We start from the raw sequence: 20024 nt of genomic DNA on the forward strand, positions 1-20024 counted from the left end.
TGCCTTCGAATCTGATCCGGAGTTCGACATGAGTTTTTCCGCCACCGACGCGGCCTTCGAAGGGTTCAGGGTCGTTCGCAGACGCCCCATGGTCGCCCTGGCCTGGGGCCTGGTCTATCTGCTGATGTACGTCGTCATGTTCGGCCTGGGCGCCGGCCAGTGGGCCCAGATAATGGCCGCGGCGGAAACCCTGCAGGCGTCGTCCGAGCCGTCGATGGCCGACCTTCAGGCGTTGGGCGCGATCTATGTGCAGATCTTCAGCTGGCTGGTCCCGCTCGGCCTGCTGATCGGCGCGGTGCTGAGCGCCGCCGTGGCGCGTTCTGTGCTGCGGCCGGATGAGACCCGCTGGGGCTATCTGCGCCTGGGCATGGACGAGGTCCGGGTGTTGGTCGTCAGCGTGATCGTCAGCCTCGGCCTCGGTCTGGCGTCGGGGGTCGGCTTGGCCCTGGCCAGCGCGGCCATCGGCGCCGGCGCGGCTATGGGCCAGCCCTTGCTGATCCTGCTGGGCGTCCTGCTGGTATTCGTAGTCCTGGCCCTGACCATCTGGCTGGCGATCAAGCTCAGCCTGGCGGTTCCGATGACGGTCGATCGTCGCAAGATCACTGTGTTCGAATCCTTCGCCGCCACAAAGGGCAGGTTCTGGCCGCTGCTCGGCATGGCCGTGATCGCCGTCGTCATGGCCATGATCGTCAGCATCCTGGGCATGGTGATCAGCGCGGCGACCGACCTGGCGACGGGCGGGGTCGAAAGCCTGTCGCGCTTCTCGGGTCTGGGCACGATCGAAATCCTGACCCAGGCGTGGCCGGCCATCCTGGTGTCGTCGACCGTCAACGCCTTCCTGTCGGCCCTTCAACTGGCCGTCCTCTATGCGCCCTTCTCGGCGGCATGGCTGGCGCTGAGGGCGCGCTGATGGCCGGCATCGAACTCTATACGCCGCGCGCGCCGAAGCATCGGCGGACATGGACGGCGGCGGCGCTTGTGCTGGCGGTCGTTTTCATCGCCCTGGGCCAGACCATCAGCGGCGTGCCGGGATTGCTGCTGGGTCTCCTTTCGCCCGAAGGCGACGCCGTCGGCTGGACCGGTACGGCCTATACGCTGTTCGGCTTCGCCGTCATCGCCCTTCTGGTGTTCGCCTGGGTCTGGCTGTTCGAGCGCCGCAGCCCCAGGTCCATCGGCTTCGCCGGGGCGGGCTGGAAACGGTTCCTGCGTGGCTACGGGATCGGACTTGGTTTCCTGCTGGTGGTCGTCGGCGTGATCGCGGCCCTGGGCGGTTACCGGATCGAGGCGGGCGGGGCCTTCGCCGTGCCGTCCTTCGCCGCCGTCCTGGCGGCGCTGGGACCGATCCTTGTCCTGCTGCTGGGCTTCATCGTCCAGGGCTCGACGGAGGAGATCGTCACGCGCGGCTGGCTTATGCAGGTCATCACGTCGCGCCACGGTCTGGGTTGGGGCATCGGCCTGAGCTCGGCGCTGTTCGGCCTGCTTCACGCCGCCAACATCAAGCCGTCCCCAGAACTGGTCGTGGGCGTGGCCAATGTCGTGCTGTTCGGCGTGATGATCGGCTTTTACGCCGCCCGCGAGGGTTCGCTGTGGGGCGTCTGCGGCTGGCACGCCGCCTGGAACTGGCTGTTGGGCCTCGGCTTCGGTCTGCAGGTTTCGGGTCAGGTCATCGAGACCAAGCCGCTGGTCGTGGATCTGACCACCCGTCCCGAGGCCGCCTGGTGGCTGACCGGCGCCGCCTTCGGGCCAGAGGGCAGCGTCGTCACCACAGCCGTCCTCGTGACCGCCTCGCTGGTGATCGCCCTGCGTTGGCGCAGCCAGGATCACGGCGTGATCGCCGAAGTCCCCACGCCGATGACCCAAGCAGTGGAGACGACGCCGGTCTAAGCCGACGCCTTCGCCCGCTTCTTCTTCGCCGGTTCGCCGACCGATCCGCCCAGGGCTGCGACCCGCGTCTTGCGCCGGGTTTCGTGCCGGTCCAGCACCTCCTTGAGGTATTTGCCGGTCCAACTGGCTTTGTTGTCGGCCACCTGTTCCGGCGTGCCGACCGCGACGATCTCGCCGCCGCCGTCACCGCCTTCGGGACCGAAGTCCAGCAGGTAATCCGCCACCTTGATGACATCGAGATTGTGCTCGATCACCACAATGGTGTTGCCGGCCTCGACCAGCTCTTGCAGCACTTCCAGCAGTTTGCGGGTGTCCTCGAAATGCAGGCCGGTGGTCGGTTCGTCGAGGATGTAGAGGGTGCGGCCTGTCGCCCGTTTCGACAGCTCCTTGGACAGCTTGACCCGCTGGGCCTCGCCGCCCGACAGGGTCGTCGCCGGCTGGCCCACCTTGACGTAGCCCAGGCCCACCCGTTCCAGCGTCAGCATCTTGTCGCGGATCGGCGGCACGGCCTTGAAGAAAGTCGCGGCCTCCTCGACGGTCATGTCCAGCACGTCCGAGATGGACTTGCCCTTGAACACGATCTCCAGCGTCTCGCGATTGTAGCGTTTGCCCTTGCAGACGTCGCAGGTGACATAGACGTCGGGCAGGAAGTGCATCTCGATCTTGATGACGCCGTCGCCCTGGCAGGCCTCGCAGCGGCCGCCCTTGACGTTGAAGCTGAACCGGCCGGGGCCGTAACCGCGGGCCTTGGATTCCGGCAGGCCGGCGTACCAGTCGCGGATGGGGCCAAAGGCGCCGGTGTAGGTCGCCGGGTTCGAGCGCGGGGTGCGGCCGATAGGCGACTGGTCGATGTCGATGACCTTGTCGAAATGCTCCAGCCCCTCGATCCGGTCGAAGGGGGCAGGCGCTTCGGACGCATTGTTCAGGCGACGGGCTGCGGCCTTGTACAGGGTCTCGATGGTGAAGGTCGACTTGCCGCCGCCCGACACGCCGGTGATGCAGGTGAAGACGCCGACGGGGATCTCGCCGGTGACGCTCTTCAGATTGTTGCCGCTGGCGCCGCTGATCTTCAGCATCCGCTTGCGGTCGATGGGACGGCGGCCATCGACGGGGATTTCGATCTCGCGCTCGCCGGTCAGATACTTGCCGGTCAGGGATTTGGGATTGGCCATGACCTGGGCCGGCGTGCCCTCGGCGCAGACCTCGCCGCCGTGAATGCCGGCGGCCGGGCCCATGTCGATGACATAGTCGGCGGTCAGGATGGCTTCCTCGTCATGCTCGACGACCAAGACCGAGTTGCCGAGGTCACGCAGCCCCTTCAGGCTTTCCAGCAGGCGGGTGTTGTCGCGTTGGTGCAGGCCGATGGAGGGCTCGTCCAGCACATAGAGGACGCCGGTCAGGCCCGAGCCGATCTGCGACGCCAGGCGGATGCGTTGGCTCTCGCCCCCCGACAGGGTGCCGGACGCGCGCGACAGCGACAGATAGTCGAGGCCGACGTTGTTGAGGAACCGCAGCCGGTCGCCGATCTCCTTCAGGATGCGCCGGCCGATCTCCATCTGCTTGTCGCTGAGCGCTTCGGGTAGGGCCTGGACCCAGTCATAGGCCTTCTTGATTGACAGGGTGGAGACGTCTGCGATGTCCTGCCCCCCGACCTTGACCGCCAAGGCCTCGGGCTTCAGCCGTTTGCCGTGGCAGGCGTCGCACGGGGTCTCGGACTGATAGCGGGCCAGCTCCTCGCGCACCCAGGCGCTGTCGGTCTCGCGCCAGCGCCGCTCCAGGTTCGGCAGCACGCCTTCGAAAGGCTTTGAGACCTCGTATTTGCGGGCGTTGTCGTCATAGGTGAATTTGATCTTCTCGGCGCCGGTTCCATACAGGATCGCCTTGTGCGCCTGGGCCGGCAGTTCGCGCCAGGCCACGTCCATCGAGAAGCCGTAGTGGCGGCTGAGCGACTGCAGCGTCTGGGTGTAGAGGGGCGACGGCCCGCGCGCCCACGGCGCGACCGCCCCCTTGTGCAGGGTCTTGTCGCGATCCGGGATCACCAGATCGGCGTCGAAGGCCAGCTTGACCCCCAGGCCGTCGCAGACCGGGCAGGCGCCGAACGGATTGTTGAACGAGAACAGCCGCGGCTCGATCTCCGAGATCGTGAATCCGGACACCGGACAGGCGAACCGTTCCGAGAACAGCAGGCTGCGCGGCGCGGTCTCGCCCTCGGCCGTGCTGGCCCATTCGGCGTTGGCGATGCCGTCGGCCAGACCGAGCGCGGTCTGCAGGCTGTCGGCGTAGCGGGCTTCCTGGTCAGGCTTGGTGACGATCCGGTCCACGACGATGTCGATGTCGTGCTTGAACTTCTTGTCCAGCGTCGGCGCTTCGTCGATGGGGTAGAACTGACCGTCGATCTTCAGGCGCTGGAAGCCCTGGCGCTGCCATTCGGCGATCTCCTTCTTGTACTCGCCCTTGCGGCCGCGCACGACGGGCGCCAGCAGCAGGATGCGCTCGCCGTCGGGCAGAGCGACTAGCTTATCGACCATCTGGCTGATGGTCTGGCTTTCGATGGGCAGGCCGGTGGCGGGCGAATAGGGCACCCCGACCCGCGCCCACAGCAGGCGCATATAGTCGTGGATTTCCGTCACCGTGCCGACGGTCGAGCGCGGGTTCTTGGACGTTGTCTTCTGTTCGATAGAGATGGCCGGCGACAGGCCCTCGATCAGATCCACATCCGGCTTGCCCATCAGCTCCAGAAACTGACGGGCATAGGCCGACAGGCTCTCCACATAGCGACGCTGGCCTTCGGCGTAGATGGTGTCGAACGCCAGGGAGGATTTGCCCGAGCCCGACAGGCCGGTCATCACCACCAGCTGTTCGCGCGGGATATCGAGGTCCACGCCCTTGAGATTATGCTCGCGGGCGCCGCGAACGCGGATGAAATTGTGCTTTTCGGTCATGCTGTCCGGAGAACGCGGGAAGGGCCGGTCGGGTCCGGCGCGACATCGCTATATGGGGATGAATCGCAGGATTGAAGCAAGAACAATGTGTGAACATTGCGACCTCAGTCTGGCGTCCACGCCTGCGTCGGTCGCACGAACCGCTCGCCCTTGGCCAGGATCACTCCATTGGCGGTTGCGATCCCCAGTTCCAGGCTTTCGGCGATGCGGCGGGCGCGTTCGATGACATGAGCGGCGGCGACGGGCGGGCACAGGTCTCGGGCAGTCTCTGCGAACAGCGCCAGCCAGCGGTCGAAGTGGCGAGCGTCGACGGGCAGGGGCAGGTGTTTGGGCATCGGCCGGCCCTGATAGACGCCGGTAGACAGGGCGACCGACGACCAGAACAGTTTCATTTGCGCCAGATGCGGCGCCCAGTCGTTGATACGGGCCGCGAAGATCGGCCCGATCAGGGCGTCGTCGCGGACGCGGGCGTAGAAACCCTCGACCAGGGCGTCGATCATGGCCTCGTCTATGCCGGTCTCGTCGCGCAGGCGCTGGACGGCGGCCTCGCGGCGGGCGGCCGCGCCGGCGGGATCCTCGATGCGGAAACGGCTTTCCATCGCCGGGTCGTAGCGGGTTCGGTGCAGACCCGCCACAAGGACTGATGGCTCATGTGCGCCACCGCTCACGCGGCCGTGTTCGACGCCAGACTTGCGCATTGCAGGATTACGACCCATCCTCCTTGTTCTGACGCGTTTTGCAGAAGGTTTGACGATCATGATCATCGCATTGGCCACCGGTTCCGCCCTGTCCGCCATGCTGCTCGTGATCCTCAATGCCAATCAGTCCAAGCCGAAACGCGTCCCCGTCCGCACTCGCGACACTCGACAAGGTCGCCGCTAGGACGCCTGACGGCGCCACCCTCTTCGACAATCTGAGCCTGACGTTCGGGCCTGAACGAACCGGCGTCGTCGGTCGCAATGGCGTGGGCAAGAGCACGCTGCTGCGCCTGATTTCCGGTACGCTGGCCCCGGCGGAAGGATCGGTCATGCGTGCAGGAAGCGTCGGCGTGCTGGACCAACGGCACGATCCGGCGCCGGACGAGACGGTCGCCATAACCCTGGGCGTCGCCGACGATCTGGCGATCATCGACCGGGTGCTGGCGGGCGAAGGCGCCGCCGCCGATCTGGAGGCGGCCGACTGGACCCTGGAGGCGCGACTGGCGGAAGCGCTGGAGGGCGTCGGCCTGCCCGGCCTGGGACTCGACCGATTGACCACCACATTGAGCGGGGGCGAGCAGACGCGATTGCGCTTGGCGGCGTTGTCGTTGGCGCGGCCTGATCTGATCCTGCTGGACGAGCCGACAAACCATCTGGATGCGGAGGCGCGGGCCCTGATCGCCGAGGTGATCGGTCGATGGGCCGGCGGGGTCGTGGTGGTCAGCCATGATCGAAGCCTGCTGCGCCGGATGGATCGGATTCTTGAGGTGTCGGGCCTTGGCGCGGCGGTCTATGGCGGCGGTTACGACGCCTATGTCGAGCGCAGGGCGGCGGAACGCGAGGCTGCGGCGCGCGATCTGGCCGGGGCCGAGCGCGACCTGTCGCGGATCGGGGCCGAGGCCCAGCGACGGGCCGAAACCAAGGCGAGGCGCGACGCCGCCGGGCGCCGAAAGGCCGCCCAGGGCGACATGCCGAAGATATTGCTGGGCGCACGAGCCGAGCGGGCGGAGAACAGCGGCGGGCGCGACCGGCTGCTGGCGACGCGTCAGGCTGAGGCGGCGCAGGCGGCCCTGGCGTCGGCGCGCGAGCGGGTCGAGCGGACCCGGTCCCTGTCGATCCCCATGCCGACGACCGGGCTGTCGTCAGGACGGACCGTTCTGGCGATGGACCAGGCGTCCTGGGCCACGCCAGAGGGCCGGCGCATCGTCGGGCCCTTGGATCTGAAGATCGTCGGGCCGGAGCGTGTGGCGGTGACCGGCCCGAACGGGGCGGGCAAGACGACGCTGCTGCGGTTGATCGCGGGCGAGACCGTTCCGACCTCGGGGGTCGTGGAGCGCCCTGTGAGGGCGGCTCTGCTGGATCAGGAGGCAGCGATTCTGAAGCCGGATGAGACGCTGGTCGAGGCCTGGCGGCGGCTGAACCCCGAGGGTTCGGTCAATGACGCGCAGGCGGCGCTGGCGCGGTTTCTGTTTCGCAATACGACGGCGCATCGCAGGGTGGCGGACCTGTCCGGCGGCGAGCGGTTGAGGGCGGCTCTGGCCTGCGTCATGACCGGGACGACGCCGCCGCAACTGCTGGTGCTGGACGAGCCGACGAACCATCTGGACCTGGACTCGATCGCGGCGGTGGAGGCGGCGCTGAACGCCTATGACGGCGCCCTGGTCGTGGTCAGCCATGACGCGGACTTCCTGGACGCGCTGGGCATTACGCGCACCATGGTCCTGGGAAAGGCCTAAGCCGTCAGCCCCAGGCCTCGACGGCGCCCTTGCGGCGGACCATCGACGGGCTGCTGAGTTGGGTGCGAGGTTCGGCCTCGGCGCGGCCGAAAAGCCAGCCTTGGCCGTAATCGACGCCGGCGGTTTTCATTTCGTTGGCGACGCCGTCGGTCTCGATCATCTCGCCGATGGTTTCCAGCTTCATCGAGCGACACAGTTCGACGATACTGTGCAGCATGGCCTTGGAACGCGCGTCGGTCTCGATATCGCGCACGATGGCACCGTCGATCTTGACCGCGTCGACCGACAGTTTGCGCAGATAGTCGAAGGCGGCGGCGCCGGCGCCGAAGTCGTCGATACAGACCTTGATGCCGGCTTCGCGCAGGGCTGCCAGGCGCCGGTCGGCCGCCTCGATATTGGCCAGGGCGGAGGTTTCGGTGACCTCGACCATCAGGCGCCGGCGTTCCTCGGGCGCGCCGGCGGTCATGCGCAGCAACTGTTCGACGTAGGAGTCGTCGCCGAGAGAGGCGCCCGAGACGTTGACGGCCATCTTCAACAGACCCGCGCCCGGCTGGCGCATCCGCTTCAGCACCTTTTCCGCCACGGCCAGATCGAAGGATTCGATTAGATCCAGTTCCTCGGCCATGCGGATGGCGTCGGCGGGCCCGCTGTTGGCGTTGAAGCGGGTCAGGGCCTCAAAATGGTGCACGGCCCGTGTCGTGAGTTGGACGATGGGCTGATAGTGGACCTGGAACTCGCGCGACTTGACCAGGCTGCGGAAGGTCTCGGCGTCCCGGAAGGTGCGTTTCAGGGAATCCGCAAAGGCGATCTGCGGATTGGCCAGGCCGTCGCCCTTCAGGCAGCCTTCGATGGCGAACCGCATGGCGCGCAGCACACACAGCGAGTCCGACCCTTGCGGCACGGGCGAGCTGAAGGCTTCGGCGCCGAGCGACAGGCCCTCGGCGCGGCCGGCCTCGACGATCTCGGCGGCGATGTCGCGGCGGTCGTTGGCGGGGCGCAGCAGGGCGAAGCGGACGCCGGTCACCTGGGCCGCGCTCGATCCCTCGACGGCGGCGGATTGCAGAGTCGCCTCGATCCGGCGGTTCAGGCGGTCGGCGACTTCGTCGCTGACGTTCTCCAGTCCCGTGACGTCGATGAAGGACAGCGCCAGGTCGGGATTGGCGTCCAGCACCCGCCCGGCGTCCGCCAGGAAATCTTCCGGCTCCAGCAGGGGGCGGATAGCCAGGTCGGCCAGGGCGAAGGCCGGGCCCTCGTAGGAGATGGCGCAGGACACGGCCGGCGCCATCTGCGGCAGGATGAAGGCGCGGAACGAGGCGCGCCGCACCCTGTCCGGGCCGGCGGAGACGAGAATGGAGGTCGCGGGGATGCGTGAGCCCGGCTTCATGTTGCGCAATGACGACAGGGTCGAGGCCCCTTCGTGCAGCAGATCGATCAGCGGCCTGCCGGTCCAGGTCGCGCCCGCGTCCTCGCCCGAGACCGCGCCCGCGCCGATGGCGAAGGAGACGACGCCTTTCGGATCCACCTCGACCAGCGTGTCGGCGGATGCGAAAGCCAGGCCAAGAAGACGAACGGTCAGCGTCATGAAGACGTTCTGACACGTCTTCGCTTAAAAATTAGGCAATGCCGATCAGGCGGTTCGATTGAAGGCCACGGCGCGGCCGTCGCCCTGGGCCGCGCGGCCGTCGGCGGCGTAGGCGGAGGCCGGGGTGCGGGCGGCCGTGACCTCTTCAGCGATGGCGCGGACCAGGCCCTCGGAGATCTGGCGGGCGGCGTCGACGGCGCGCCCGTGACGGCTCAGCACGGCTTCGAAGGTCTGGGTCGCCTCCCTCAGGGTCTCGCGATCGTTCAGCGGGGCGTCGCGCAGCAGGCCGGGGTTGGCCTTCACGTGGGCGGAGTCGCGACGATAGAGATTGGCCATCTCCTGCGTCTCGGCCAGGCTGACGGCGACGTCCTGAGGACGGCCCTCGGAAAAGGACTGGGTCTCATCGGCGAGGCGGTCGGTCAGGCGTCGCGTCAGTTCGATCAGTTGACGCACCCGCGCCTGGGCCAGTTCGGAATCGCTCATCGGCGCCCCTCCTGCATCTTGATCATTTCGGACATGACCGTGTCGCTCAGGCCGACGCCGCCGGCCTTGACGGTGGTGTTGGCCATTTCGTCCAGCATGAAGCTGCGCCACGTCGCCTCGGCCTGGCCGCCGCCGAACAGGCCGTCCGTGGACAAGCCTTCGAACATCGGTTTCAGCATCTGCGAGATGAAGGTGGCCTCGAAGGCCTGGGCGGTTTCCTTGATCTTGTCGCGGTTCGCCGGCGTGGGCGCGGCGTCCACGGGACGGAGCAGATCGGCGGAGGCGGTCAGGTCGCTCATGCTCACATCACCTCAATGTCGGCCTGAAGGGCGCCCGCGGCCTTGATGGCCTGAAGGATGCTGATCATGTCGCGCGGGCTGACGCCCAGGGCGTTCAGGCCGTTGACCAGGGTGGACAGGTTCGCCCCGCCGCCGACCATCCGCATCTGGGTGCCCAGGTCCTCTTCGACGCTGACCTGGCTGGAGGGAACGACGGCGGTCTGGCCCTGGCTGAACGGCGCGGGCTGGCTGACGAAGGGCTGTTCGTCCACCGAAATGGTCAGGTTGCCCTGGGCGATAGCGACGCGCGAGATACGCACGGCGTCGCCCATGACGATGACGCCGTTGACCTCGTCGATGATGACCTTGGCGGGGGTGTCCACGCTGACCGGCAGGTTCTCGATGCGGCTGATGAAGCCGGCCATGCCCAACTGTCCCGGTGCGCGCAGGGCGACGACGGTGCCGTTCTCGGCCAGCGCCGATCCGGGATAGGCGGCGTTCACCACGGCGGCGACGCGCTGGGCGGTGGTGAAGTCGGGGTTGCGCAGGTTCAGGCGCACCTCGTTCATATTGGCCATCTGGAAGCCGGTCTCGCGTTCGACCACGGCGCCCGAGGCGATGCGGCCGGCGGTCGGAACGCCGCGTGTGACCGAGGAGCCGGACCCGCCCGAGGCCGAGACGGCCCCGGTCTGCACCGAGCCTTGCGCCACCGCATAGACCTGGCCATCCGCGCCCTGAAGGCTGGTCACGACCAGCGAACCGCCCAGCAGGCTCTTGGCGTCGCACATGGAGGCGACCGACACATCGACCCGCGAGCCGGGCGTGGCGAAGGCGGGCAGGTCGGCGGTGACCATGACGGCCGCCATGTTCTTGGTGTTGGCGTTGGCCCCGCGGATGTTGACGCCCAGCCGCTCGGTCATGCCTTCCAGCGACTGGCGGGTGAAGGGGCAGTTGCGCAGGCTGTCGCCCGTGCCGTTCAGCCCCATGACCATGCCGTAGCCGACCAGTTGGTTGCCGCGCACGCCCTCGACGGCGACGATGTCCTTGATGCGGGATTGCGATTGGGCCAGCGCCGGGGTCGCCAGGGCGGCGACGGCGAGCGTCGCGGCCAGGGGAGCGACGAGGCGGGCAAGCAAATTTTGCATCGGTTCAGACGTCCACGCAGCGTTACGCGTCTATCCTTGCGAAGATCGTGCCTGTGAATTAACGATGTGAATTCAACGATGGCGGCCATTCGCCGGGCTAGGTGGCGGCAGAATCTGCCGGGACGTTAACCAAACAGTCACCGCCAAGCGCCATCCATAGGTCCATGACGCGGAGCACCTACGCATGAAGGTTGTCGGGCCTAACGGCGTCACCACGCCCAGCAATACGCGTGCGACGCGATCCGCCAGCGGCTTTTCGCTGGGGCAGGCGGCTGCGCCCGCCTCTGCGGCGGCCACCCCCGCCAGCACCGCCGCCAGCGGCGTGTCTGACGTCTCGGCCCTTATGGCGCTGCAGGAGATCGAGGGGCCGCTCGAGAAGCGTCGCCGTGCGATGCGACGGGGCGGCGGCCTGCTGGACCGGCTGGACGAGCTGAAACTGGCGCTGCTGACAGGCAACGCCGACGAGGCCACGCTGGAGCAGCTTGCACGGACATTCCGCGAGGAGCGCACTGACGACGGCGACGCAGGCTTGAACGCCGTTCTGGATCAGATCGACCTGAGAGCCTCGGTCGAACTGGCCAAGGCGGAAATGCGCCGAAAAGGCGAGTAAGCCGAAAAATCTTCTAATCTCAGGCGGCTAAGCTTCTTGGGTGAGTGAGAATTGTCACTCTGACCCCTCGCGTCGCACGATTTGGATCACGGAATCGAGAAGCGCGTTGCCGCGACTCGACAGGCTGACTATACGGCCCTTGCGCCACAGGGGGGCGTGATAGAGAGCGTGAGATCGATGAACGCTTTGGCGTCCGTTGTGTCCGACGAATCCGGCCCGTATCGACCGTCGGACGACGAGCCGTTCATGAGCGAACGGCAGCTTGCCTACTTCAAGAAGAAGCTTCTGGACTGGAAGGACGACATCCTTCGCGAGTCCAAGGGCACGGTCGTCAATCTGAAGGCGGAAACCGAAAACCACCCTGATCTGGTGGATCGCGCTTCTTCGGAATCCGACCGGGCGCTGGAGCTTCGCACCCGTGACCGCCAGCGCAAGTTGATCTCAAAGATCGACGACGCCCTGCGCCGGATCGAGGATGGTTCCTACGGCTATTGCGAGGACACCGGCGAACCGATCGGCCTGGGGCGCCTGGAAGCCCGTCCGACCGCGACCCTGTCGGTCGAAGCCCAGGAACGCCACGAACGCCGCGAACGCGTCCACCGCGACGACTGACGGCCTAAGTTGGGCCTTCTGAAGCCTGCGTCACAGCAAGTCAGCTGTCTCGCGGGGCTTGCGTTCTCGGTGAATGCGCTTCGCGCTCCTCGAGCAACGTCTTGATCAAGGCTGTCATGCTGACACCCTCTGACTGTGCTATACGCCTGATGCTGGCGCAGACCGCCGGGTCCGAAATGTAAGCGGATTTGGGTTGGGCCAGCGAGGCATAGACTTAGCCTACTCGAAAGGCGTTCAGTTCGCCAGACTGCTTGACTTCGCCGGGTTGCGGGGCGACCTAGCCGCCTCGCTTTCAAGGTCGCTATCGTATGTCCGTCAAGGTCCGTTTCGCCCCGTCGCCCACGGGTAAGCTGCACGTCGGCAATGTCCGCACCGCCCTGGTGAACTGGATGTTCGCCAAGGGGCAGGGCGGGTCGTTCGTGTTGCGGATCGACGACACCGACCTGGCGCGCTCCACACCCGAGTTCGAACAGGGGATCGAGGACGATCTGACCTGGCTGGGGATGCTGTGGGACGAGCGTTACAACCAGTCCAAGCGGTTCGACCGCTATGAGGAGGCCGCCGCCAAGCTGAAGGCTTCGGGCCGGCTGTACCCCGCCTATGAGACGGCCGACGAACTGGACCGGCGCCGCAAGGTGCAACTGTCGCGCGGTCTGCCGCCGGTCTACGACCGCGCCGCGCTGGAACTGACCGAAGACCAGAAGGCCGCCTACGAGGCCGAGGGCCGTCGTCCGCACTGGCGCTTCAAGCTGGATGGCAAGCGCGTCGCCTGGGAAGACCTGGCGCGCGGTCATGCCGAGGTCGATACGGCCTCCATGTCAGACCCGGTGTTGATCCGCGAGGACGGCCTGTTCCTCTACACCCTGCCGTCGGTCGTGGACGACATCGACATGGCCATCACCCACATCATCCGGGGCGAGGACCACGTCACCAACACCGGCGCTCAGATCGAGATCTTCGAGGCGTTGGGCGCGACGGTTCCGGGTTTCGCCCACATGCCGCTGCTGGTCGGCGCCGACGGCGCGGCCCTGTCCAAGCGTCTGGGATCCCTGTCGATCAGCGACATGCGCGACCAGGGCTACGAGCCCATCGCCATTACCAGCCACCTGGGCCGCATCGGCACATCCGATCCGCTGGAAGTCGGCGCCTCGGTCGAGGCCTTGGGCGCAAGCTTCGCCTTCTCCAAGATGGGCCGGTCGCCGGCGCGTTACGACACGGCGGATCTGGATCGGCTGAACGCCCAGGCCCTGCATGTGATGGACTATGCGACGGCTCAGCCGCGGCTTCAGGCGCTGGGCGCCGATCTGGGCGAGACTTTCTGGTCTGTGGTGCGCGGCAACCTTACCAAGTTCGCCGATGTCGCTGAAATGGCGAAGATCGTTCAAGGGCCGGTCCAGCCGGTGATCGAAGACGCCGCCTTCATCGAGACGGCGCTGCGTCTATTGCCGGACGTGATCGACGAGAACGCTTGGTCGGCGTGGACCTCGGCCGTCAAGGCCGAGACGGGCGCCAAGGGCAAGGCCCTGTTCATGCCGCTGCGTCTGGCGCTGACGGGCCAGCCGCATGGGCCGGACATGGCGGCCATGGCGCCGCTGATCGGTCGCGAGACGATACAGCGGCGTCTGAGAGGCGAGGCGGCCTAAACCGCCTCGACCGGGATCAGGCGTTGCAGACGGCCAGTTCTTCGGCGCTCAGTTCCACGCCCTTGTAGGAGAAGGCGGTCACGGGACCGAACTTCTGAACCACGCGACGGCAGGCGCGCGTGGCTGGCTGTTCCGTGCCGCCCGAAGCGGTGCAGGTCGCGCTTTCGCAGGACCAGCGGGCGCCGTCGATGATGGTGGCGCGGGCAGGCGCCTTGGCGGCGTCCGCCAGGGTCAGGCTGGTGCCGGCCGGGGCCTGGGCGAAGGCCGGGGCGGCGACGAACAGGCAGGCGGCGGCGAGCAGGGCGCGCATGGGAAGTCTCCGAAGCTGAAGAACGGCGTCATGCCGTCGAACGCCAATGTCAGTTTTGTTTGAAAACTGTCAATAGAGATACGTTAGCGACGTTCACTTACCGATGATCATGTTGCAACTGAGGCGTGGCGTCGCCGGCCTGGATCTGAACCATCGCCTCTTCGACGCTGGCGGCCACGGTCCAGGCGTCCAAGAAGGAGGCGGGCGTCATGCCTTCCTCCACGCTGTGGCGCATCAGGGCGAAGAAGCCGTCCCAGAAGCCGTTGAGGTTCAGGAAGACGACCGGCTTGTGATGCAGGTCCAGCCGCTTCCACGACAGCAGTTCGACGACCTCTTCCAGGGTGCCGATGCCGCCGGGCGCGACGACGAAGGCGTCGGACTGATCGTACATCAGCTGTTTGCGCTCGTGCATCGAGGTGACGACCACGGTCTCGACCTCGTCGAACAGGCGTTCGCGGCTGCGCAGGAAGGCCGGCATGATGCCGACGACGCGCCCGCCCGCCTCGTGCGCGCCCCGCGCCGAGGCGCCCATCAGGCCGACGCCGCCGCCGCCATAGACCAGACGCCAGCCGGCCTGGGCCGTCGCCTTGCCGAACGCGCGGGCCGCCTCGGTATAGGCCGGGTCGGCGCGGTCGGAAGAGCCGCAGAACAGGCAGACGGACGGCCCGTCGAAGGGAAGGAATGAAACGGGGGGCAGGGACATGGGGCCTCGGACAAAACGAATATCGGCTGGCCATGGCCAAACCGACGGCGCTCGAGCTAACACAGTCTCGAGCCGCTGGGTCGCCAGTCCTATATTGTCGAGGCGCAGGATGAAACGTCGGATGATCGTCGCGTGTGTCGCGGTCCTAACGGCCGCCGCCTGCTCCGATCAGCAGGTCGGAGCCGCCGGCCCGGCTGGCGCGGACGAGACTTCGCCTTGGGTCCAGCCGCCCCATATCGACGGCGTGATGCGCGACGGCGCCGTGCTGGTCGTTCGCGGGGCGGCGGGACCGAATGCGCGCGTCGTGCTCCGCGCCGCCGACACCGCCGCCGTGGCCGCCAGCGCGGACGCCGCCGGCCGGTTCGAGCTTCGACTGCCCCCCCTGAGCGGCGATGTCCGACTGACGCCCGAGGTGCAGGTCGGCGAAGACGCCGCCGTCTCGCCCGAGACCCTTGTGGTGATCCAGGGCGGGGCCGGGCCGGTGGTGCTGATCGCCGCCGGTCAGCCGACAATCCGGCTGAACGGCACGGGTGCGCTGGACGCAGTGGATTCCGACGGGGCGAGCCTGGTGGCGTCCGGCCGCATCGGGGGCACCGCGCCTGTGGTGACCATCAATGGTGTCCGCGCGACGGCGGCCCCGACGGGGCGAGGGGGGTGGCGCGCCATGGCGGGACCAATGGGCGCGACGACGATCACCGTGAACGGACGAAGCTTCGACTATCCCGGCGCAGGCGGCGCACCAGGCTTTCTCATCGAGCGCGCAGGTCAAGGATGGCGCATCAGTTGGCCCGTGGCGCCTGATGGCCGCCAGGCGACGTGGCTGCCAGACTAGAGCTGTTAAGGTGTTGGCAACCAATTCAGTTAACGAAGAGGATCGTCCTCAGGGACAACCATCACCGAACCTTCTGCAGCCCGGCGCCCGCGTCGGGCTTCTTTTTTGGCGCAGTTATAAGGGAGACCGAAGCCTTAAATGGAGAGCCGAATGCTCGATCCAGTCCTTCGCCCCGAGTGGCTCCGCGGGTAGGATTCGAACCTACGACCAGCCGATTAACAGTCGGCTGCTCTACCACTGAGCTACCGCGGAACATGCTCGGGAGGCGGGCCTATAGCAGCGGGCGTTCGGATCGTGCAACGGGTAAATGAGCAAATGACCCCGATAATTATCGACTATCCCGAAGACCCGCGTGTGGCGGTTTACCGCGACATTCGCGAACGCGATCTGACGGGACGCCAGGGGCTGTTCATCGCCGAGGGCGAGGTGGTGGTGCGCGGGCTGGCGTCGGCGGCGTCGCGCAGTCGGCCGCGCTCGTTGCTGCTGGCGGAAAAGCGGGTGGCGGCCCTGGCGGACGTCATCGCGGCCCTGCCGGTCGAGACGCCGGTCTATGTGGCGCGCCAGTCGGTGCTGGACCGGATCGCCGGTTTCGAGCTTCACCGAGGCATTCTGGCCGTGGGTGAGAAGGCCGCGCCGCCTCCGCTGGCCCACCTGTTGGCGGATGTGGGGCCGCAGGACGTCTTTGTGGTCGCCAGCGGAATCGGCAATCACGACAATATCGGCGGTCTGTTCAGGAATGCTGCGGCGTTCGGGGCCAGGGCCGTGCTGCTGGACCCCACCTGCTGCGACCCCTTCTATCGCAAGGCCATTCGCGTCTCGGTCGGCGCGGTGCTGCGCACGCCCTTCGCCGTCGGCGAATCGGCGCAAGCGATCGTCGAAGCCTTGCAGGCGGCGGGGGTCGAGGTCCTGGCGCTGACGCCCTCGGCGTCCGAACGGCTGTCGGACTATCGACGCATGGGGCCGGTCGCCCTGATGCTGGGTTCCGAGGGGCCGGGCCTGCCGCGCGACCTGATCGACCGGTGCCGCCCCATCGGCATCGCCATGGCGGGCGGATTCGATTCGCTGAACGTGGCCGCGACCAGCGCGGTCGCCCTGCATCATCTGACGACGACGGCCTTGTCTGATTGAGACCTGAAACGCGAAGGCCGCCCCGAAGGGCGGCCCACGTCGTCATCGCGATGGAGGCCTGACCGGGAATCGAACCCGGGTGCAAGGATTTGCAGTCCTCTGCGTCACCACTCCGCCATCAGGCCGCTTTTTGTCCCCGAAATCGCGGGGGCGGTCATCGCGAGGGGCGTTCGCTATCAGATCGGATTGTCCGCTGCAACGCACGGACCTATAAGCGCGCGAGTTTTCCTCCCGGATTATCGTTGAAGGCTGCCTACAGATGGATTTCACCGCCGAGCGCAAGGCTATGGTCGACTCGCAGGTGCGGGTGAACGACGTGACGGATCGCGCCATTCACCTGGCCATGATGGCTGTACCGCGTGAATCGTACTGCGCGCCCGATCGCGCCTTCGCCGCCTATTCCGAAGAAGCGCTGGTCATCGCCGGCGAGCGTCGGCTGATGCCGGCCCGCGACGTGGCCAAGCTGTTGCAGGCCGCCGATGCGCGGTCGGGCGAGAAGGCCCTGGCCATCGCCGCCCCTTACGCGGCCGCCCTGCTGGCGCGGATGGGGCTGACGGTCACCGCCCAGGAATCGGACGAAGGCGTCTTTGCGGTCACGGGCGAGGCGCTGGCGGCCGAGGGCGTGACAACGGTGGTCGCCCCGCTGGACCAGCCGGCGGGCGAGGGCTGGGATCTGATCATTTCCGAAGGCGGCGTGACGGCCCTGCCCGAATCGTGGGGCGCGGCCCTTCGTCCAGGCGGTCGCATCGTGGTGGTCGAGCGTCGCGGCGCGATCGGCAAGGCGGCCATGTACGTTCAGACCCGCGAGGGGCTTTCGCGGCGCGAACTGTTCGATTCGTCACCGGCGGTCCTTGCCGAGCTGACGCCGGCCCCCACTTTCGCGCTGTAGATCGCAAAGACAAGCGGATGGCGACGGAACGGCCGCCTGCAACCGTGAAGAAAACTTAACTGGCGTGTGGTCTGGTGAGGCCTCAGTTACGCTTGAGAAACATTCGGGCGTCCCTCGGGGGGCGTCAGGCAAGGACGGACAATGTTGAAACGCTCGCGTGTGCTGGCCTCGGCCGCTGTGGTCGCCCTGGTGACCGGACTGGGCGCGCCCGCCTGGGCCGAGACGCTGCAGGAAGCGATCGCCCTGGCCTACCGCACCAACCCCAACCTGCTGGCCCAGCGCGCCAACCAGCGTGCGCTGGACGAGACGGTGGTTCAGGCCCGCTCGGGCCTGCGTCCGACCGTCAGCGCCTCGGCGGGCGTCGACTACACCCGCAGCGATTATCCGGCCTCGACCCAGTTCATCGATTCGAACAATGACGGCATCCCCGACATGCAGGTCGCCGTGCCGTCGGGCAATGACGACAGCAGCACCGGCAATGTCGGCGTCAGCCTCAGCCAAAACATCTGGACCGCCGGCCGCACCTCGCGCGCCATCGACCAGGCCCGCGCCGGCGTTCTGGCCGGCCGCGAGAACCTGCGCGAGATCGAACAGTCGGTCATGCTGTCGGTGATCCAGGCCTATGTGAACGTGACCCGCGACATGGAGATCCTGCGCATCCGCCAGGAGAACCTGACGGTCCTGCAACGCCAGCTGGAAGAGACCAGCGCCCGTTTCGAGGTCGGCGAGATCACCCGCACCGACGTGGCCCAGGCCGAGGCGTCGCAGGCCCAGTCGGAGGCCGACCTGGCCAACGCCCAGGCCCAGCTGTCCACCTCGCGCGCCGCCTACGCCGCCGTCGTGGGCCAGTCGCCCGCCGATCTGGAAGCGGCGCCGAACCTGCCCGCCGTGCCGACCGATTTCGACGCGGCGATCGAAAGCGCGCTTCAGCGGAACCCCGGCGTTCTGGCCGCTACCTATAATCTGCAGGCCGCAGAGGCCGCCGTCGCCGCCGCCCGTTCGGAATATCTGCCGTCCGTGCGCGCCACCGCCTCCTATGGCGGATCGACCAGCGACCTTAACGACCTCGGCGAGCTGGCCGACCGTCGCAGCTTCAGCGCCGGCGCGACCCTGTCTGTGCCGTTGTTCACCGGCGGCCTGAACCGCTCGCGCGTCGCCCAGGCCCTGGAGCAGGCCAACGCCGCCCAGATCGCCATCGAGGGCGAGCGCCGCACCGTGCTCCAGAACGTCAGCTCGGCCTACGCCCAGGTTCTGTCGACCCGCGCTAACGTCACCGCCGGCGATGAAGCCGTGCGCGCCGCCTCGGTCGCCGCCGAGGGCGTGCGCCAGGAAGCCCAGGTGGGTCTGCGCACCACCCTGGACGTATTGAACCAGGAACTGACGCTGCGCAGCTCGCAGACCGCCCTGGCCAATGCGCGCGCCGCCGAATACGTGGCCCGCGCCTCTCTGCTGGCCGCCATGGGTCAACTGGAAGGCCCGTCGCTGAACCCGACGCTCGACGCCTATGACCCCGCGACCAACTACGATCAGGTCAAGGGTCGCGGCGGCCTGCCGTGGGACGGCGTCATCGAGACGCTGGACCGCGTCGCCTCGCCGCCGATCGTCGGCGCCGTGGACGCGGCAGACGCGCCGATCGACGCCCAGCTGAAGGGCGAGGTCGTCCGCACTGCGCCGCAGAACTGACCGACGGCGAATACGGACGAACACCGCCCGTTGATTCCAGCGGGCGAAGATGCGACGACAAGGCCTAGGCGTCGGTCGATCCGTCTTCCGACGCCGAACCGTTCGCGGCGCGCGGAATCGTCCGTCAGCCAACCTCTTCCGGCCTCGCCAGGGTTAAGTCATGACCGACCAGTCCGCTCAGGAACCGACCATGGAAGAGATCCTGGCGTCGATTCGCCGGATCATCTCCGAAGACGAGGCCCCGGCCGAGACGCCGGCAGCCGTCGCTGCGCCCGCGCCTGAACCTGCGCCCGAGCCTCAGCCGGAAGCCGCGCCGGAGCCCATCGCCGCCGAGACCGTCTTCGCCGCCCCGGTCGAACCGACGCCTGAGCCCGCCGCCGTCGAGGACGATGTGCTGGAGCTGACCGACCGTTACGAGGCGCCGACCGAAACCATCGGCGACCTAGACGTGGTCGAACAGGTCGCGGAACCCTATCAGCCCGAGCCGGAACCGGAGCCCGCGCCCAGCTACGCCGCTTCAGAGCCGGCCGAGCCTGCTTACGACACCCTGGTCGGCGACAGCGCCGCTGCAAGCGCCGCCAGCGCCTTCGCCGGCCTGGCCGCCTCTTTCAAGAAGCCGGAGCCGGCGCAGGCCCAGTCGGGCGACCTGCCTTTCCTCAGTGGCAACACCGTCGAGGCTATGGTCGGCGAGATGCTGCGCCCGCTGCTGAAGGACTGGTTGGACAACAACCTGCCGGGCATCGTCCAGGCAGCGGTGCAGAAGGAAGTCGAACGCATCGCGCGCAGCGCCTAGCCCTTCGCTTCACCGCAGACTATCGAGGGGCGGCTCCTGCAGGGGCCGCCCTTTGTCATTCAAGGCCGTCTCC

Annotated in this window: 19 protein-coding genes and 2 tRNA genes; 11 read left to right on the forward strand and 10 right to left on the reverse strand. The window is 67.4% G+C overall.

From position 1 onward, the window contains the following. The first annotated feature begins 28 nt into the window (after positions 1-28). Positions 29-910, forward strand: a complete 882-nt coding sequence (locus ACODSC_RS02390) for a hypothetical protein (protein WP_488811476.1) — start codon at positions 29-31, stop codon at positions 908-910. Continuing rightward, the gene (locus ACODSC_RS02395; RefSeq protein WP_488811477.1) at positions 910-1884 is read left to right on the forward strand and encodes a CPBP family intramembrane glutamic endopeptidase; all 975 of its coding nucleotides are present in this window, start codon (positions 910-912) and stop codon (positions 1882-1884) included. Before ACODSC_RS02390 ends, ACODSC_RS02395 begins: the two co-directional genes overlap by 1 nt. On the opposite strand, the gene uvrA is transcribed toward ACODSC_RS02395, so the two are convergent. Both uvrA and ACODSC_RS02405 read right to left on the reverse strand, forming a co-directional pair. Further along, positions 1881-4826, reverse strand: a complete 2946-nt coding sequence (uvrA, locus tag ACODSC_RS02400; RefSeq protein ID WP_488811479.1) for an excinuclease ABC subunit UvrA — start codon at positions 4824-4826, stop codon at positions 1881-1883. The two genes, ACODSC_RS02395 and uvrA, sit on opposite strands and share 4 nt — an antisense overlap. Before the next feature lie 104 nt (positions 4827-4930). Next, entirely contained in the window at positions 4931-5494 is a 564-nt protein-coding gene (locus tag ACODSC_RS02405) for a group III truncated hemoglobin (RefSeq protein ID WP_488811481.1), read from the reverse strand. Positions 5495-5640: 146 nt separating this feature from the next. Here ACODSC_RS02405 and ACODSC_RS02410 point away from each other — a divergent pair, with 146 nt between their 5' ends. After that, complete coding sequence (locus ACODSC_RS02410) at positions 5641-7260, forward strand: ABC-F family ATP-binding cassette domain-containing protein (RefSeq protein WP_488811483.1); 1620 nt, start codon at positions 5641-5643, stop codon at positions 7258-7260. A 4-nt stretch (positions 7261-7264) separates the two neighbouring features. On the opposite strand, the gene ACODSC_RS02415 is transcribed toward ACODSC_RS02410, so the two are convergent. The 4 genes from ACODSC_RS02415 to ACODSC_RS02430 are packed head-to-tail and all read right to left on the reverse strand — an operon-like array spanning position 7265 to position 10748. Further along, positions 7265-8842: an EAL domain-containing protein gene (locus tag ACODSC_RS02415; protein ID WP_488811485.1), complete on the reverse strand. Its 1578-nt coding sequence runs from the start codon at positions 8840-8842 to the stop codon at positions 7265-7267. A gap of 45 nt (positions 8843-8887) precedes the next feature. Continuing rightward, positions 8888-9325 (reverse strand): flagellar basal-body protein FlbY, encoded by a 438-nt coding sequence (locus ACODSC_RS02420; protein ID WP_488811487.1) that lies wholly within the window; start codon positions 9323-9325, stop codon positions 8888-8890. Next, complete coding sequence (locus ACODSC_RS02425; RefSeq protein WP_488811488.1) at positions 9322-9624, reverse strand: rod-binding protein; 303 nt, start codon at positions 9622-9624, stop codon at positions 9322-9324. Before ACODSC_RS02425 ends, ACODSC_RS02420 begins: the two co-directional genes overlap by 4 nt. A 2-nt stretch (positions 9625-9626) precedes the next feature. Beyond that, positions 9627-10748, reverse strand: coding sequence for a flagellar basal body P-ring protein FlgI (locus ACODSC_RS02430; protein WP_488811490.1), 1122 nt, complete (start codon positions 10746-10748; stop codon positions 9627-9629). A 184-nt stretch (positions 10749-10932) separates the two neighbouring features. Here ACODSC_RS02430 and ACODSC_RS02435 point away from each other — a divergent pair, with 184 nt between their 5' ends. From ACODSC_RS02435 to gltX, 3 genes are all read left to right on the forward strand, one after another. Continuing rightward, positions 10933-11358: a flagellar assembly protein FliX gene (locus ACODSC_RS02435; protein WP_488811492.1), complete on the forward strand. Its 426-nt coding sequence runs from the start codon at positions 10933-10935 to the stop codon at positions 11356-11358. A 177-nt stretch (positions 11359-11535) separates the two neighbouring features. Next, on the forward strand, positions 11536-11970 hold the full coding sequence (dksA, locus tag ACODSC_RS02440) for an RNA polymerase-binding protein DksA (RefSeq protein WP_488811494.1): 435 nt from the start codon (positions 11536-11538) through the stop codon (positions 11968-11970). Between the two features lie 308 nt (positions 11971-12278). Continuing rightward, on the forward strand, positions 12279-13613 hold the full coding sequence (gltX, locus tag ACODSC_RS02445; RefSeq protein WP_488811496.1) for a glutamate--tRNA ligase: 1335 nt from the start codon (positions 12279-12281) through the stop codon (positions 13611-13613). A gap of 16 nt (positions 13614-13629) precedes the next feature. Here the strand turns inward: gltX and ACODSC_RS02450 are convergent, their stop codons facing one another. After that, positions 13630-13923, reverse strand: coding sequence for a DUF8200 family protein (locus ACODSC_RS02450; RefSeq protein WP_488811498.1), 294 nt, complete (start codon positions 13921-13923; stop codon positions 13630-13632). A gap of 97 nt (positions 13924-14020) precedes the next feature. Then, a complete protein-coding gene (locus ACODSC_RS02455) occupies positions 14021-14626 on the reverse strand; it encodes an LOG family protein (RefSeq protein WP_488811500.1) in 606 nt (201 codons plus the stop codon). 109 nt (positions 14627-14735) lie between these two features. Between ACODSC_RS02455 and ACODSC_RS02460 the strand changes: the two genes are divergently transcribed. After that, positions 14736-15458, forward strand: coding sequence for a hypothetical protein (locus ACODSC_RS02460; RefSeq protein WP_488811502.1), 723 nt, complete (start codon positions 14736-14738; stop codon positions 15456-15458). Positions 15459-15635: 177 nt separating this feature from the next. Here the strand turns inward: ACODSC_RS02460 and ACODSC_RS02465 are convergent. Then, a tRNA-Asn gene (locus ACODSC_RS02465) sits at positions 15636-15710 on the reverse strand. Positions 15711-15773: 63 nt separating this feature from the next. Here ACODSC_RS02465 and ACODSC_RS02470 point away from each other — a divergent pair. Next, the gene (locus ACODSC_RS02470; RefSeq protein WP_488811504.1) at positions 15774-16586 is read left to right on the forward strand and encodes a TrmH family RNA methyltransferase; all 813 of its coding nucleotides are present in this window, start codon (positions 15774-15776) and stop codon (positions 16584-16586) included. 51 nt (positions 16587-16637) lie between these two features. On the opposite strand, the gene ACODSC_RS02475 is transcribed toward ACODSC_RS02470, so the two are convergent. Next, a tRNA-Cys gene (locus ACODSC_RS02475) sits at positions 16638-16711 on the reverse strand. 134 nt (positions 16712-16845) lie between these two features. Between ACODSC_RS02475 and ACODSC_RS02480 the strand changes: the two genes are divergently transcribed. The 3 genes from ACODSC_RS02480 (at position 16846) to ACODSC_RS02490 (ending at position 19951) form a co-directional block, all read left to right on the forward strand. Beyond that, positions 16846-17475: a protein-L-isoaspartate O-methyltransferase family protein gene (locus ACODSC_RS02480; protein ID WP_488811506.1), complete on the forward strand. Its 630-nt coding sequence runs from the start codon at positions 16846-16848 to the stop codon at positions 17473-17475. A gap of 141 nt (positions 17476-17616) precedes the next feature. Further along, complete coding sequence (locus ACODSC_RS02485; RefSeq protein WP_488811508.1) at positions 17617-19158, forward strand: TolC family outer membrane protein; 1542 nt, start codon at positions 17617-17619, stop codon at positions 19156-19158. A gap of 160 nt (positions 19159-19318) precedes the next feature. After that, complete coding sequence (locus ACODSC_RS02490) at positions 19319-19951, forward strand: DUF2497 domain-containing protein (RefSeq protein WP_488811510.1); 633 nt, start codon at positions 19319-19321, stop codon at positions 19949-19951. The last annotated feature ends 73 nt before the right edge of the window (positions 19952-20024 follow it).

This window comes from Brevundimonas sp. FG128 (assembly GCF_057809775.1).

Bases quoted from the DNA above. Each gene is read 5' to 3' on its own strand.
- ACODSC_RS02390 (WP_488811476.1), top strand. From the start codon at position 29: ATGAGTTTTTCCGCCACCGACGCGGCCTTCGAAGGGTTCAGGGTCGTT.
- ACODSC_RS02395 (WP_488811477.1), top strand. From the start codon at position 910: ATGGCCGGCATCGAACTCTATACGCCGCGCGCGCCGAAGCATCGGCGG.
- uvrA (WP_488811479.1), bottom strand. From the start codon at position 4,826: ATGACCGAAAAGCACAATTTCATCCGCGTTCGCGGCGCCCGCGAGCAT.
- ACODSC_RS02410 (WP_488811483.1), top strand. From the start codon at position 5,641: ATGCCAATCAGTCCAAGCCGAAACGCGTCCCCGTCCGCACTCGCGACA.
- ACODSC_RS02415 (WP_488811485.1), bottom strand. From the start codon at position 8,842: ATGACGCTGACCGTTCGTCTTCTTGGCCTGGCTTTCGCATCCGCCGAC.
- ACODSC_RS02420 (WP_488811487.1), bottom strand. From the start codon at position 9,325: ATGAGCGATTCCGAACTGGCCCAGGCGCGGGTGCGTCAACTGATCGAA.
- ACODSC_RS02425 (WP_488811488.1), bottom strand. From the start codon at position 9,624: ATGAGCGACCTGACCGCCTCCGCCGATCTGCTCCGTCCCGTGGACGCC.
- ACODSC_RS02430 (WP_488811490.1), bottom strand. From the start codon at position 10,748: ATGCAAAATTTGCTTGCCCGCCTCGTCGCTCCCCTGGCCGCGACGCTC.
- ACODSC_RS02435 (WP_488811492.1), top strand. From the start codon at position 10,933: ATGAAGGTTGTCGGGCCTAACGGCGTCACCACGCCCAGCAATACGCGT.
- dksA (WP_488811494.1), top strand. From the start codon at position 11,536: ATGAACGCTTTGGCGTCCGTTGTGTCCGACGAATCCGGCCCGTATCGA.
- gltX (WP_488811496.1), top strand. From the start codon at position 12,279: ATGTCCGTCAAGGTCCGTTTCGCCCCGTCGCCCACGGGTAAGCTGCAC.
- ACODSC_RS02450 (WP_488811498.1), bottom strand. From the start codon at position 13,923: ATGCGCGCCCTGCTCGCCGCCGCCTGCCTGTTCGTCGCCGCCCCGGCC.
- ACODSC_RS02455 (WP_488811500.1), bottom strand. From the start codon at position 14,626: ATGTCCCTGCCCCCCGTTTCATTCCTTCCCTTCGACGGGCCGTCCGTC.
- ACODSC_RS02460 (WP_488811502.1), top strand. From the start codon at position 14,736: ATGAAACGTCGGATGATCGTCGCGTGTGTCGCGGTCCTAACGGCCGCC.
- ACODSC_RS02470 (WP_488811504.1), top strand. From the start codon at position 15,774: ATGACCCCGATAATTATCGACTATCCCGAAGACCCGCGTGTGGCGGTT.
- ACODSC_RS02480 (WP_488811506.1), top strand. From the start codon at position 16,846: ATGGATTTCACCGCCGAGCGCAAGGCTATGGTCGACTCGCAGGTGCGG.
- ACODSC_RS02485 (WP_488811508.1), top strand. From the start codon at position 17,617: ATGTTGAAACGCTCGCGTGTGCTGGCCTCGGCCGCTGTGGTCGCCCTG.
- ACODSC_RS02490 (WP_488811510.1), top strand. From the start codon at position 19,319: ATGACCGACCAGTCCGCTCAGGAACCGACCATGGAAGAGATCCTGGCG.